This window comes from Enterococcus cecorum DSM 20682 = ATCC 43198, from assembly GCF_000407565.1.
GTDB lineage: Bacteria > Bacillota > Bacilli > Lactobacillales > Enterococcaceae > Enterococcus_E > Enterococcus_E cecorum.
The window spans coordinates 953,802-967,458 of record NZ_ASWI01000004.1; the positions used below are offsets into that span (position 1 = coordinate 953,802).

General features: G+C 37.5%; 13 protein-coding genes. All 13 read right to left on the minus strand.

Annotation, left to right across the window (positions count from 1 at the left end; translation table 11 throughout):
- Positions 1 to 6: 6 nt before the first annotated feature.
- Entirely contained in the window at positions 7 to 705 is a 699-nt protein-coding gene (locus I567_RS10665; protein ID WP_016252235.1) for a carbonic anhydrase family protein, read from the minus strand.
- A gap of 95 nt (positions 706 to 800) precedes the next feature.
- Positions 801 to 1,436: an orotate phosphoribosyltransferase gene (pyrE, locus tag I567_RS10670; RefSeq protein WP_016252236.1), complete on the minus strand. Its 636-nt coding sequence runs from the start codon at positions 1,434 to 1,436 to the stop codon at positions 801 to 803.
- Positions 1,433 to 2,146, minus strand: a complete 714-nt coding sequence (pyrF, locus tag I567_RS10675) for an orotidine-5'-phosphate decarboxylase (protein ID WP_016252237.1) — start codon at positions 2,144 to 2,146, stop codon at positions 1,433 to 1,435. Before pyrF ends, pyrE begins: the two co-directional genes overlap by 4 nt.
- The gene (locus tag I567_RS10680; RefSeq protein WP_016252238.1) at positions 2,133 to 3,071 is read right to left on the minus strand and encodes a dihydroorotate dehydrogenase; all 939 of its coding nucleotides are present in this window, start codon (positions 3,069 to 3,071) and stop codon (positions 2,133 to 2,135) included. Before I567_RS10680 ends, pyrF begins: the two co-directional genes overlap by 14 nt.
- Entirely contained in the window at positions 3,071 to 3,862 is a 792-nt protein-coding gene (locus I567_RS10685) for a dihydroorotate dehydrogenase electron transfer subunit (RefSeq protein WP_016252239.1), read from the minus strand. The genes I567_RS10680 and I567_RS10685 overlap by 1 nt, the downstream gene beginning before the upstream one ends.
- Positions 3,863 to 3,930: 68 nt before the next feature.
- Entirely contained in the window at positions 3,931 to 7,113 is a 3,183-nt protein-coding gene (carB, locus tag I567_RS10690) for a carbamoyl-phosphate synthase large subunit (protein ID WP_016252240.1), read from the minus strand.
- Positions 7,106 to 8,194, minus strand: a complete 1,089-nt coding sequence (locus I567_RS10695) for a carbamoyl phosphate synthase small subunit (RefSeq protein WP_016252241.1) — start codon at positions 8,192 to 8,194, stop codon at positions 7,106 to 7,108. Before I567_RS10695 ends, carB begins: the two co-directional genes overlap by 8 nt.
- Positions 8,194 to 9,480, minus strand: coding sequence for a dihydroorotase (locus I567_RS10700; RefSeq protein ID WP_016252242.1), 1,287 nt, complete (start codon positions 9,478 to 9,480; stop codon positions 8,194 to 8,196). The genes I567_RS10695 and I567_RS10700 overlap by 1 nt, the downstream gene beginning before the upstream one ends.
- Before the next feature lie 11 nt (positions 9,481 to 9,491).
- On the minus strand, positions 9,492 to 10,418 hold the full coding sequence (locus I567_RS10705) for an aspartate carbamoyltransferase catalytic subunit (RefSeq protein WP_016252243.1): 927 nt from the start codon (positions 10,416 to 10,418) through the stop codon (positions 9,492 to 9,494).
- A 19-nt stretch (positions 10,419 to 10,437) separates the two neighbouring features.
- Positions 10,438 to 10,962: a bifunctional pyr operon transcriptional regulator/uracil phosphoribosyltransferase PyrR gene (gene pyrR / locus I567_RS10710; RefSeq protein ID WP_016252244.1), complete on the minus strand. Its 525-nt coding sequence runs from the start codon at positions 10,960 to 10,962 to the stop codon at positions 10,438 to 10,440.
- A gap of 361 nt (positions 10,963 to 11,323) precedes the next feature.
- A complete protein-coding gene (locus I567_RS10715; RefSeq protein WP_016252245.1) occupies positions 11,324 to 12,241 on the minus strand; it encodes an RluA family pseudouridine synthase in 918 nt (305 codons plus the stop codon).
- Positions 12,238 to 12,696 carry a signal peptidase II gene (gene lspA, locus I567_RS10720; protein ID WP_016252246.1) on the minus strand — a complete coding sequence of 153 codons (459 nt, stop codon included), beginning with the start codon at positions 12,694 to 12,696 and terminating at the stop codon, positions 12,238 to 12,240. Before lspA ends, I567_RS10715 begins: the two co-directional genes overlap by 4 nt.
- Positions 12,696 to 13,400 (minus strand): CBS domain-containing protein, encoded by a 705-nt coding sequence (locus I567_RS10725; RefSeq protein ID WP_016252247.1) that lies wholly within the window; start codon positions 13,398 to 13,400, stop codon positions 12,696 to 12,698. The genes lspA and I567_RS10725 overlap by 1 nt, the downstream gene beginning before the upstream one ends.
- Between the last annotated feature and the right edge of the window lie 257 nt (positions 13,401 to 13,657).

A 13,657-nucleotide genomic window follows, 5' to 3' on the forward strand; every position in this document is an offset into this window, starting at 1 on the left:
TTTTTGTTATTCTTCGTGATAATAAATCAAGCGTCCTTTTCTCTTCTGTAACGGGCGATTATTTTTAAGAAGTAGCTCATTTTTAAACATTTTAATAAATTCGCTATTCATTTGTCCTACTTCATCAAAAATAAACCACTGAATCGGTCCTACAGTAGGCGGTGTTGTTAAGGAACCGACATAATGATAATAACTTTTTTGATTTGGTAAAAAGATATCCGGATTAAACCACTGAATATGATGATCAAAATCCCAAATTTCATCTCCATGATCGTGACATATGTGATTTGACATAAAGACAGTTTCAAATAAGATGCCCACAACCAGATTCACTTGTTTTTTACTAGTATGCACCAAATGAAATTCTAAAGGGGCTTGAATTTCATCTAATACATGTTCACTAGGCATATGAAAATGAATATCGGTTAAAAAATATTTTTCACCATGATAAACCAAATGCGAAAGTTGATCAAAAGGAACAAAGTGAATGGTATTTTTGAATTCCTTCTCTGTAAATTTTTGTTTCTGATAAAAGAATTGAATCTTCTCTGATGTTGGAATCGCTATTGTTTCTTGCTTTTTTAAATGAATCGGAGACTGATAGGCAAATTCCGCTCCTTTTTTAAATCTATCGCACAATAAATGCCAACATTCTGGTCCAGTATTCCCACTATAATCCCAATAAACCTCTAAATTTTGATGCATCGCTTTCACCGTCCTTTATAATAAAAGGCTAATACTCACTTTTCAATTGATTAAAAGTAAGATTAGCCTGATATCCTTATATTAACAAAAATGGATTATTTTAACCAATTTTCTGGATCGTGTTTCCAAGCTGTAAGTAAAGCTAAGTCATCCTCTGAAATATAACCTTCTTCAAGAGCAGTTTGAATAAGCGTTGTATAATTGGTCAAGGTAACAAGTGGTAATTTTGCTGTGTTAAAATTAGTCGCTCCTTTTGGTAATTCATAGGTAAAGATAGCTGCTACCCCTAAGACATCAGCTCCTTCTCGTTTGGCTGCCTGACATGCTTCTAGTACACTTCCACCTGTAGAAATTAAATCTTCAATTACAACCATTTTTTGACCAGGGGTAATTTGACCTTCAATTTGATTGCCTTTTCCATGATCTTTCGCTTTACTACGGATATACACCATTGGTAAATCTAAAATTTCTGCTACCCAGGCAGCATGCGGAATCCCAGCAGTGGCAGTGCCAGCAATTACTTCTACGTCAGGAAATTGCTTTTTGATTTTTTCAGCTAATCCCTTGGCAATTAAACGACGAACCTTAGGGAAACTCATCGTTAAACGGTTATCACAATAAATTGGACTCTTAATCCCACTCGCCCAAGTAAAGGGTTCATTTGGGCTTAAAAATACCGCCTTAATCGCTAATAAATTTTGTGCTACTTGTTGTTCAATTGATAGACTCATTCTTCACCATTCCATTCTTTTTTTATTGCTTGGTAAGCTTCATAAGGATTCACAGCTTGAGTAATTGGTCTTCCCACCACGATAAAATTAGCACCATACGCTTTGGCTAAGGCTGGGGTTACGACTCGTTTTTGATCACCAACTTGACTGCCACTTGGACGAATACCAGGTGTTAAGCAGACAAAGGCGTCACTCGTTGCTTGGTGGATGGCACTAGCTTCTAAAGCCGAGCAAACCACTCCTGCTAAACCAGCTTGTTGGCTACATTTGGCGTAATTGATAACACTTGCCAATAAATCACCAGGAATTTTTTGTTCTTGGTTCATCTGTTCTTGGCTAGTAGAAGTGAGCTGCGTAACTGCAATTAACATTGGTACCTCTCCATTGCTTCCTTCCGTTAGTCCTTTTAGTGCCGCTTGCATCATTTGAATGCCACCTGCGGCATGAACATTGGTTAATTTTACGCCAAGTTTAGCAATTCCTTTCATGGCTTTCTCGACCGTGTTAGGAATATCATGTAATTTTAAATCTAAAAAAATATCATGACCTTGTTCTTTTAAAAATTGGACAATCGCTGGGCCTTCTTGATAAAATAATTCCATCCCAATTTTCACAAATAGTGATTCGTCTGCAGGGAATTTCGCTAAAAATTGTTCGATTTGCGCTTTAGAAGCAAAATCTAAGGCAATGATAGGTCTATTTTCTTGCATTTTTCTTTTCCTCTCTCACTTCTTGAATGAATTGGGATAGACTTTCAATTCCTAGTTCATCCATCCGCTTTGGTAAGGCCTCAATTAATTTTAGACAAATATAAGGGTCCGTGAAGTTCGCTGTGCCTACCGCTACGGCACTCGCTCCAGCAAGATACATTTCAATGACATCATCAACATGCATTACGCCCCCCATCCCAATAATAGGTAAATCAGAAACGCTCGCTACTTGATGAATTAAGCGAATAGCTACTGGTTTAATAGCCGGACCAGACAAGCCACCTGTTTGATTAGCTAAAATTGGTTTTCGGGTATTTAAATCAATGCGCATCCCTAATAAAGTATTAATCATTGAGAAGCCATCAGCACCAGCACTTTCAACCGCTTGAGCAATTGGAATGATATCCGTAACATTTGGTGAAAGTTTGACATAAATTGGTACACTACTGACCTTTTTAACCGCAGTGACTAAATCAAATATCACTTCAGGATTAGTACCAAATGCAATTCCGCCATGTTTGACATTTGGACAAGAAACATTTAACTCGATGGCATGTACATTTTTGGCATCCCCAATTTTACCACAAACCTCGATGTAATCTTCTTTTGTAGAACCAGCAACATTGGCAATAATTGGTAATCGTGGGAATTCTTTTGCTAAATAAGGCAAGATTTCATTCATGACAACTTCTAAGCCAGGATTTTGTAAGCCTATCGCATTTAACATGCCACTGGGTGTTTCTGCCACACGCGGCGTAGGATTACCAAAGCGAGCAAGAGGCGTGGTCGCTTTAATCATGACTGCCCCGAGCTGTTCAATATCATAATATTTTGCATATTCTTTCCCAAATCCGAAGCAACCAGAAGCGGGCATAATTGGATTTTTCAGATCTAATCCAGGTAGTTTGACTTGTAATCGATTCATTAGTAAATCACCGTCCCAGCTTGAAAAATTGGTCCCTCATCACAAACTTTCACACTTGTTTGTTTGGTTGGATCATCTTTTTTATGACAGACACAGGCATAACATGCACCCATTCCGCAAGCCATTCTTGATTCCAAAGAGAGTTGAACATCGGCTACTTTTTGATAAAATAAGCTTTCTACTTTTTTTAACATCCCATTGTTGCCACAAGTGAAAACTGCTTTTGGCATTTCTGTATTTTTTGATAAATAATCATCTAAAAGCTGGCCAACATTTCCCTTAAAGCCAATCGAACCATCATCTGTAGCAATCAACGTGCGACCAAGAGCTTGAAATTCATCAATATAATAGCTCACTTCACCATTGGCATAACCTAAGAAATGCACAGGGCGTACTCCTTTTTCGATTAATCGTTTGGATAGTTCATATAATGGCGGAATGCCAATCCCACCGCCAATAATGTAGACCTCATCACCTGAATGAACACCCTCAAGACTAAATCCATTACCTAAAGGCCCCATACAATCTAATTGATCGCCTGCTTGTAATTGAGAGAAAACTTGTGTCCCTTGTCCTTGTACACGATAGATTAAAGTCACTGTTTGTTTTTCTTGATTGATTTGATTAATACTAATTGGTCGACGTAATAACAAATCTGCTTGTGGGACACGTAAATGTAAAAATTGTCCTGGATGATGCATTTGCTTGACCAATTGTCCGGTTAAGACTAATTCAAAAATTTTAGGTGCAAGTTGGTGATTTGAGACTACTGTCATTAATTCTTGTTTCATGCCACTACCTTTCCTTTCCTGCCATCATTTTAAAAGATAAGCAAGAATGACCTTGCCTATCTTTAACGTTAAATTGCTTGCGTAGTAAATGCTTGAGATTCCATCACTTTTAAGATTGCATCAGCTGTATCTAATGAAGTGAAAAGCGGCACACCATGTTCAACAGATTCACGGCGGATATGGAAGCCATCTTCAGCATTATTTTGACGATTTTTATCCATCGTGTTAATCACCATCTGTAAGCTACCATCACGAATATAGTCAATCACATGTTTTTCAAAGGCTTGATGAATCTTAGCCACTGTCTTACATTTGATACCATTTTGCTCAAAGTATTTCGCTGTTCCTGAAGTGGCTAAAATACTAAAGCCAATCTCGACAAAACGTTTGGCTAAGGAAAGTGCTTCTTCTTTACTATCATCTGCAATGGTAAATAAAACAGTGCCAAAACTTGGAATATGCAGACCACTCGCCTCAAAAGCTTTATACAAGGCTTTTTCCAGATTTTTATCTGAACCCATAACTTCACCCGTTGACTTCATCTCAGGTCCTAAATACGTATCTACTTTTAACAATTTCGTAAATGAAAAGACCGGTGCTTTAATATGAACGTTTTCACTAGTTGGATATAACCCGTTTGGATAGCCCATTTCTGCCAAATCTTCCCCTAGAATCGCTCTAGTTGCTACTTGCGCCATAGGAATACCAGTTACTTTACTTAAGAATGGTACAGTACGACTTGCTCGCGGATTGACTTCAATGACATAAACTTGATCATCGTGAATAACAAACTGGATATTCATCATGCCCACACAATTTAAACCAATGGCTAGTCGCTTAGTATAGTCTTCAATCGTTTGAATTTGTTCTGGTGATAAAGTTTGTGGTGGATAAACAGCCATTGAATCTCCTGAGTGGACACCGGCACGTTCGATGTGCTCCATGATTCCAGGGATTAAGACATTTTTACCATCACTGATTGCATCGACTTCGCATTCTTTACCAACCAAATAACGGTCCACTAAAACGGGATGTTCTGGAGAAGCTTTAACCGCATTTTCCATATAGTCTTCTAAGTCGGCTTGATTTTGGACAATTTCCATCGCACGACCTCCCAAGACATAACTTGGACGGACTAGTACCGGATATCCAATACGTTTTGCAATTTCTACGGCCTCAGCTTTATTCGTCGCGGTATCACCAGGTGGCTGTGGAATATTTAAATCTTTTAAGGCTTGTTCAAATAAATCACGATTTTCCGCACGATCAAGATCTTCAATTTGCGTACCTAAAATATTAACGCCATTTTTTACTAATTGTTCAGCTAAATTAATCGCAGTTTGCCCACCAAATTGTACAATCACGCCAATTGGTTGTTCTAATTCAATCACATTTAAAACATCTTCAATCGTCAATGGTTCAAAGTATAGTTTATCTGAAATTGAAAAATCTGTAGAAACTGTTTCAGGATTACTATTCATAATGACAGCTTCATAACCAGCTTTTTGAATCGCTTTAACCGAATGAACGGTCGCATAGTCAAACTCTACCCCTTGACCGATACGGATAGGACCTGAGCCTAACACTAATACTGAGTCTTTAGGCGAGCGAATCGATTCATTTTCAAATTCATAAGTACTATAGAAGTATGGTGTACTTGATTCAAATTCAGCCGCACAAGTATCAACCATTTTATAAACAGGTTTAATTTGATTGGCTGATCTAAATTGGCGGACCTCTTCAATCGTCATTTGCCATAGCTCAGCAATCTTTTTATCTGCAAAACCATTTTGTTTGGCTAAACGTAAAGTATCGACATCTTTTACTGTTTCTTTCAACTGTTGTTCAATTTCGATAATATGCAATAATTTATCAAGGAAGAATAAGTCAATTTTTGTCATTTGATGTAACTCTTCAATGGTAAATCCACGACGTAAAGCCTCCGCTAAGTAAAATAGACGATCATCCTGGGCCTTAACAATACGATTCATTAAATGTGCGTCATCGACTTGACCCAATTCAGGAATTTCAACATGGATACAACCAATTTCTAGTGAACGCACAGCTTTTAACAGTGATTCTTCAATATTACGCCCAATTGCCATGACTTCCCCAGTTGCTTTCATTTGTGTACCAAGTAGACGTTCACCAGTTTCAAATTTATCAAATGGCCAACGCGGAATCTTAGCGACCACATAGTCTAAAGCTGGTTCAAATTCAGCATAAGTAGTACCAGTGACAGGATTTTTCATTTCATCTAAGGTTAACCCTACTGCAATTTTTGCTGCTAATTTGGCGATTGGATAACCCGTTGCTTTACTTGCTAAGGCAGAAGAACGAGAAACCCGAGGATTTACCTCAATCACATAATAATTAAAGCTATTTGGATCTAAGGCTAATTGAACGTTACAGCCTCCTTCAATTTTCAAGGCACGAATGATGGATAGAGAAGCATCCCGTAACATTTGGTATTCAATATCAGATAAAGTTTGGCTTGGTGCAAAAACAATCGAATCACCGGTATGAATACCAACTGGGTCAAAGTTCTCCATATTACATACCACAATGGCATTATCCGCACTATCTCGCATCACTTCATATTCAATTTCTTTAAATCCTGCAATACTGCGTTCAATTAAACATTGCGTAACTGGAGAAAGTGTTAAGCCATTTTCGGCAATTTGACGGAGTTCTTCTTCATTATTACACATTCCGCCACCAGTTCCACCTAAAGTAAATGCTGGTCTAACAATGACTGGATAGCCGATTTCATTGGCAAAATCAACTGCAGCATCCACGCTATTGATGATAGTCGATTCAGGAATAGGTTGGTTTAAATCTTCCATTAATTGTTTGAATAAATCACGGTCTTCTGCTTGGTCAATGGCTGAAAGCTTAGTCCCTAATAATTCGATTCCTAATTCTTCCAAAATTCCTGATTTAGATAATTCCATCGCCATGTTTAAACCAGTTTGTCCACCTAATGTTGGTAAAATGGCATCTGGTTGTTCTTTACGTAATATTCGCGCTAAAAACTCATAAGTAATCGGCTCAATGTACACTTTATCAGCAATTTCGCGGTCGGTCATAATGGTTGCTGGATTAGAGTTTACCAATATAACTTCATAGCCTTCTTCTCTCAAAGCTAAACAAGCTTGTGTGCCAGCATAGTCAAACTCAGCGGCTTGTCCAATAATGATTGGCCCTGAACCAATGACTAAAATTTTTGAAATATCTGTACGTTTAGGCATTTTTCTGTTTCTCCTTCCATGCTTCCATCATTTCGATAAATTCATCAAATAAATATAAGGCGTCATGCGGACCAGGGGCAGCATCTGGGTGGAATTGCACACTAAAAGCTGGATAGTGGCGATGACGAACCCCTTCAATCGTGCCATCATTAATTTCCACGTGCGTTACAATTAATTTTTCAGGATCAATCGTATTGGCATCTACTGCATAGCCATGATTTTGTGAGGTAAAGTCGACACGGCCGGTTGCGATTTCTCTTACTGGATGATTTAAACCGCGATGGCCGAATTTCATTTTAAAAGTATCCGCACCATTTGCTAATGAAAATAGTTGATGACCTAAACAAATACCAAAAATCGGCACTTTTCCTTGAATTCCTTGAATCATCTCAATGGCTTCTGGGACACTCTTAGGATCTCCTGGCCCATTTGTCAGCATGACACCATCTGGAGATAATTCTAATATTTCTTTAGCAGTCGTATTATAAGGTAAAACCGTTAAATTACATTGACGTTTTGAGAACTCTCGCATGATACTATGTTTCAAGCCAAAATCTATCACTACTACATTTAATCCAGTACCAGGGCTTGGATATGGCTTAGCAGTAGAGACTTGAGCGACTTGATTCGTTGGAAGAACAGCTGCTTTTAATTGGTCATAAGCATGATTGAAATCATCAGCTGCATCTACAATACTTGCTTTCATCGTTCCATGTTGACGAATTTTACGCGTTAAAGCACGAGTATCAATCCCTGAAATGCCTGGAATTCCTTTACGCTTTAAAAATTCATCTAAAGTCATTTGATTACGCCAATTGCTTCCACGTCTAGCATGTTCTTTTACTACAACCCCTTTACAAGTAGGTGCAATTGATTCATAGTCATCACGATTAACCCCGTAATTTCCCACCATTGGATAGGTAAAAGTAATGATTTGTCCATTAAAACTTTGATCAGTGATGGTTTCTTGATAACCGGTCATACTTGTAGTAAAAACCAGTTCACCAACCACACTATTTGTCGCGCCAAAGCCTTCACCAACAAAATGCGTCCCATCTTCTAAAATTAACCAACGTTTCATTAGTTGTTTGCCTCCTTTTGATAGACAATTTGACCATCCACCATGGTTAGATAGGTATCACCGAATAATTTCCAACCTGTAAACGGCGTATTATCAGCTTTTGATTTAAAATTAGCCGCATCAATCACATATTCATGATCAATATCAAATACTGCAATGTCCGCTTGACTACCAACAGTTAATTGACCTGCTTGTAACGCAAATATTTCTGCTGGTTTGATAGCCATCCAATTCATGACTTGTTCTAAAGTGAAAATACCTGTCTTAACAAATTTTGTATAAATTAACTGAAAGGCATACTCAGAACCAACAATTCCAAATGGCGCTTTTAAGAAAGATTGACATTTTTCATCATGTCCATGAGGAGCGTGGTCGGTTGAAATACAATCAATCGTACCATCTAATAGTCCTTCAATTAATGCTTGCTGATCTTCACTCGCTCTTAATGGCGGATTCATCTTCCAAAAGCCATGATCTTCAGGAATATCCATATCATTTAACAGTAGATGGTGCGGACAAACTTCACAAGTCACATGAACCCCAGCTTTTTTGGCCTCACGAATAATTCGCACACTTTCTTTCGTTGAGACGTGACAAACATGATAGTGAACCCCAGTTTCTTCGGCTAAGATTAAATCACGGGCAATTTGAGAACTTTCTGTCGCACTTAAAATTCCTGGTAAACCCAATTCTTCTGCACGTTTGCCAGCATGCATCACGCCACCAAATAAAAGTGATTCGTCTTCTGTGTGAGCCACGATGGCCATATTATTTTTAGCAGCTTCTTTCATGGCCAAATACATGGTTCCAGCTGTTTGAACACCAACACCATCATTCGTAAAAGCAAAGGCACCCGCAGCTTTAAGTCCCACTTGATCCGTTAACACTTCACTTCTTAGTTTTTCAGTTATAGAAGCATATTGATACACTTTCACACAAGCATCACGATCAATTATTTCCTGAACTTTTTGAAAATTCTCTACACTATCTGGAACTGGATCTAGATTTGGCATCGCACAGACACTGGTGAAACCACCTCTTGCCGCTGCTTGACTTCCTGTTAAAATCGTTTCTTTATACGTAAAACCAGGTTCTCTAAAATGAACATGCACATCAACCAAACCTGGCATAACTAATTTTCCTTTTAAATCAATCACCTGATCAAAGTCTTTTTCTGCAAAATCTAATCCGATAGCGAAAACCTTTTTATCCTCTACCCAAATATCTACTTGATGACAGGTATTTTCTTTTGTAACCATTCGTCCATTTTTTAATAAAGTTTTCATATACTTACTCCTTATGCCTTTCCATTTAATATTGCTTCTAAAACCGCCATGCGAATATACACGCCATTAGTCATCTGTTGCACAATTCTTGATTGTAACCCTTCCACCAAGCTATCTGCCAGTTCTACATCACGATTCACCGGTGCAGGATGCATGATAATCGCATGAGGTAACATTCTCTTCGCACGTTCAAGGGTCAATCCATAAGTTTGATGATATTGCTCTTTAGAAAATTGCTGATTTCCTACGTGACGCTCATGTTGTACCCGCAGCATCATCATCACATCCACTTTATCGACTAACTCATCAATTGCAAGATACTTTCCATATACTTCAAAGGATTCATCATACCATTCAAGCGGACCAGAGAAGTAAACTTGTGCCCCTAATCGTTTCAGCATTTGCATATTTGATTTTGCAACACGTGAATGGGTTAAATCACCAACTATTGCTACTTTCAAACCTTCGAAATAACCGAATTCTTGATAAATCGTCATTAAATCTAATAGACATTGCGTAGGATGTTGGCCACTACCATCCCCACCATTAATCACACTACATTGGATTGTCTTACTTTCTACTAATTCATTATAATAATGTTCAGCACTATGACGAATAACCACAGCATCAACACCGATAGCCGACATTGTCAAGACGGTATCATATAACGTTTCACCTTTTTGTACTGATGAAGTAGAAGCATCAAATTCAATCACTTCTAAGCCTAATTTTTTCTCGGCCACTTCAAAACTTTTATGCGTTCGCGTGCTGTTTTCAAAAAATAGGTTGGCCACAAAATATTTTTCTTTAGGTAATACACACTTAGCACCCGCTTTAAATTCACTCGCACGTTTAATTAATCCTAAAACTTCTGCTTCACTTAAACTTTCAACTGTTAATAAGTGCTTTAAACTGATTGCCTGTGATTGAATGATCATTTGCCTACTCCTTCATCGATTATTTATTGATTAAAATTCTATCTTGCTTGTCAATTTCTTCCATTTCAACAATAATTTCTTCGTCTGATGAAGTTGGAATGTTTTTTCCGACATAATCGGCACGAATAGGCAGCTCACGATGTCCTCTATCTACCAATACAGCTAAACCAATACGATTTGGTCGACCATAATCCATTACCGCATCCAAAGCAGCACGAATGGTACGTCCGGTATATAAAACATCATCTACTAAAATGACTTCTTTACCTTCAAGCGATACCGGCATTACGGATTCTTGCTTTTCAGATGAGTGCTTCTTTTGATCATCGCGATAGGAGGTAATATCTAACTCCCCAACCGGCACTTCAATTTCTTCAATCTGTTTTAAACGTTGGGCAATGCGTTGGGCGATATAGATACCTCTTGTTTTAATTCCAACTAATACCAAATCTTCCAATCCTCGGTTACGTTCAATCATCTCATAGGTCATTCGTGTAATTGCTCGCTTCATAGTAACTGAATCAATGACTTCTTTTGCTGACATAAATATCCCTCCAAAATGTCTCATCCTTTATTTTTGCCTTCCGTTTACAACAAAAAACTCCCACCTGCGCGAGGTCGGAGTGAAGTTCACAAAATTATCTATAACAAAGGCGCCAATATTCAAAAATGGATAGAATATTAGCTAGATATTTATTTTGATTGCTTCCTTCTTAGCCTCACGGGACTAAACTTAAAGGACTAATATTTCTTATTACAACCAATATACGCGCAATTACGAATAAAAGCAATCTATTTTCGTGAAAATTTACATATATTTTCAAGTAAAACAGTTTATCTTAAAAATATATTTCAAAACTACTAATAAAATAAAAAAAGCACCCCAAAATTGAGTGCTCTGTAGATTATATATTTTCTTTTCGTAGTTTTTCTAAAGTAGTTGAAAAAACTTCTGGAAGTGGACAAGAAAATGCTAGCCACTCTTCTGTCGTTGGATGTTCAAAACCTAAATCACGTGCATGTAAAAATTGGCCGTGACCTTTTAGTGTTTTTTTCGGACCATAAACCGGATCACCTGCTAATGGATAGCCAATATATTGCATATGGACTCTGATTTGATGGGTTCTCCCCGTTTCTAATTTACATTCAATTAAAGTAAACTGATTAAAGCGTTCCAAAACAGTAAAATGCGTCACTGCATCCTTACCATCTTCCACCACTGCTTGTTTTTTGCGATCTTGCTTACTTCTTCCAATCGGCGCGTTGATGGTTCCCTTCTCATGAGGAATCACGCCATGCACTAGAGCGACATATTTACGTAAAGAAGTTTTTTCTTTTAATTGTTTGGCCAAGCTTTCATGGGCCATATCATTTTTAGCAATCATTAACAATCCCGAGGTGTCTTTATCTATGCGATGAACAATCCCTGGACGAATCACACCATTAATAGAAGATAAATCTTTCAAATGATAAAGTAAAGCATTCACCAATGTATGATTAGGATGTCCGGCAGAAGGATGAACCACCATTCCTTGAGGTTTGTTCACAACAGCCACATCTTTATCTTCATAGACAATCTCTAAAGGAATATCTTCAGGCAATATTTCCAATTCTTGCACTTCAGGTAGTTGAATTTCAAAAGTTTCTGTGCTCTTCACTTTATAATTAGCTTTGACAACTTGTTGCGCAGTGATTGAAAAGACTAAGCCATCTTTTAGCCAAGACTGAATTTGTGATCTTGAATAACCAGCCAATTGTTCCGTTAATAATTTATCTAAGCGACCTTTTTGATTAGTAATTGTTACAGTTAATTTTTCACTCATTGATGTTTGAAACGCTCCTCAAAAATAATATAAATAAACATAATCACTACGCCAACAGTTAACTCAATATCCGCGATATTAAATATCGGAAAGTTGATAAAATCAAGTTTAAACATATCTACAACATAACCTAAGCGCATGCGATCAAAATAATTACCAAATGTACCACCTAAAATCATACTTAAGCTTAACGAAAACAACCAACCATTTGTTTTCCCATATTTAGAAAGTAAGTGACTGACGGCAACAATGGCTAATAATGTGATCACAGTGAAAAACCACATTTGACCTTCCAACATGCTCCAAGCAGCACCTGTATTGCGAATATGAAAGAAAGATAAAATACCAGGAATGACATTCACTTCATCACCCAATGGAATTTGTTTGACCACCGCCAATTTGACTAGTTGATCCAAGATGGCAAACAATATCGCCAATAAATAATAAATATACACTAATTTTCACTCTCTTCTAATTTAATTAAATCTCTAGGACGAATCACACCCGTAATTGGCAATTCTTCCTTTCCTTTTGCACTTACAAAAATCACTTCTAATTGTGGATACTGATGAAAAAATTTTAACACATCAGCTACCAAAGTTTGTTCACCCACAAATTGATAATTGGCTTTTTTTCCTTCAATTGTTAGGATATCTTTCGCTTTTAATTGCTCGATAGGCGTATCATTGGCTTCAGTGAGATACTGACTAAACCAATAGCCCAACATTCTTAATGTAATCACCCCAACGAATTTCCCTTGATTGTGTAACGGAAATTGCGAATATTTTTTATGGCTTGCAATTTTTAATAGTTCTAACAAAGGCGTCCCTTGTTCAAAAGACACAACCTTCTTACAAAAGACATCGCCCACTTTTTTGGGATGATAGAGCTGCTTTTCAATAGTCAAAATCCGATCGACAATCCACTGATTCGGCTGGGCGATAATAAAATCCGGGGCAATGGTTTCATGTACAATCGCATTTCTTAACTGCGCAATCTGTATTAAATCATCCTCATATTTAGCAATCGTGGCATCACCATTTGCACGAGCCTTACGCACCAAATTGGTAAAACCGATTGACTTATCAAGTTTGAAACTATTTTGTAAATATTTTTCTATCCGATTAAAACTTGACAAAAAGATTTCAGCCGCTTCCATGTTACACACCTCATTTTCTAAGCAATTAATATCATAGCAAAAAACAACGTAAAAATAAATAGTCTACATTCAGTGGGTGGTTCCCTATCATATAAGCCGCTTTGGCTACGAAAGGTTAATTCTTATGGGCTTTCTTCCAAATTTGGAAACCTCATCTGACTGGAGCAAATCCACCCACTTCATGCTAAAAAAGAGCAACTTAGTTAAGTGTAGTGACCCCAAAAAGTTAGACTTTTTATAGAGTGGATTTTTCCACT

What these genes read in the sequence shown, in the direction of transcription:
- I567_RS10665 (WP_016252235.1), bottom strand. Translation starts at nt 705, where the DNA reads ATGCATCAAAATTTAGAGGTTTATTGGGATTATAGTGGGAATACTGGA.
- pyrE (WP_016252236.1), bottom strand. Translation starts at nt 1,436, where the DNA reads ATGAGTCTATCAATTGAACAACAAGTAGCACAAAATTTATTAGCGATT.
- pyrF (WP_016252237.1), bottom strand. Translation starts at nt 2,146, where the DNA reads ATGCAAGAAAATAGACCTATCATTGCCTTAGATTTTGCTTCTAAAGCG.
- I567_RS10680 (WP_016252238.1), bottom strand. Translation starts at nt 3,071, where the DNA reads ATGAATCGATTACAAGTCAAACTACCTGGATTAGATCTGAAAAATCCA.
- I567_RS10685 (WP_016252239.1), bottom strand. Translation starts at nt 3,862, where the DNA reads ATGAAACAAGAATTAATGACAGTAGTCTCAAATCACCAACTTGCACCT.
- carB (WP_016252240.1), bottom strand. Translation starts at nt 7,113, where the DNA reads ATGCCTAAACGTACAGATATTTCAAAAATTTTAGTCATTGGTTCAGGG.
- I567_RS10695 (WP_016252241.1), bottom strand. Translation starts at nt 8,194, where the DNA reads ATGAAACGTTGGTTAATTTTAGAAGATGGGACGCATTTTGTTGGTGAA.
- I567_RS10700 (WP_016252242.1), bottom strand. Translation starts at nt 9,480, where the DNA reads ATGAAAACTTTATTAAAAAATGGACGAATGGTTACAAAAGAAAATACC.
- I567_RS10705 (WP_016252243.1), bottom strand. Translation starts at nt 10,418, where the DNA reads ATGATCATTCAATCACAGGCAATCAGTTTAAAGCACTTATTAACAGTT.
- pyrR (WP_016252244.1), bottom strand. Translation starts at nt 10,962, where the DNA reads ATGTCAGCAAAAGAAGTCATTGATTCAGTTACTATGAAGCGAGCAATT.
- I567_RS10715 (WP_016252245.1), bottom strand. Translation starts at nt 12,241, where the DNA reads ATGAGTGAAAAATTAACTGTAACAATTACTAATCAAAAAGGTCGCTTA.
- I567_RS10725 (WP_016252247.1), bottom strand. Translation starts at nt 13,400, where the DNA reads ATGGAAGCGGCTGAAATCTTTTTGTCAAGTTTTAATCGGATAGAAAAA.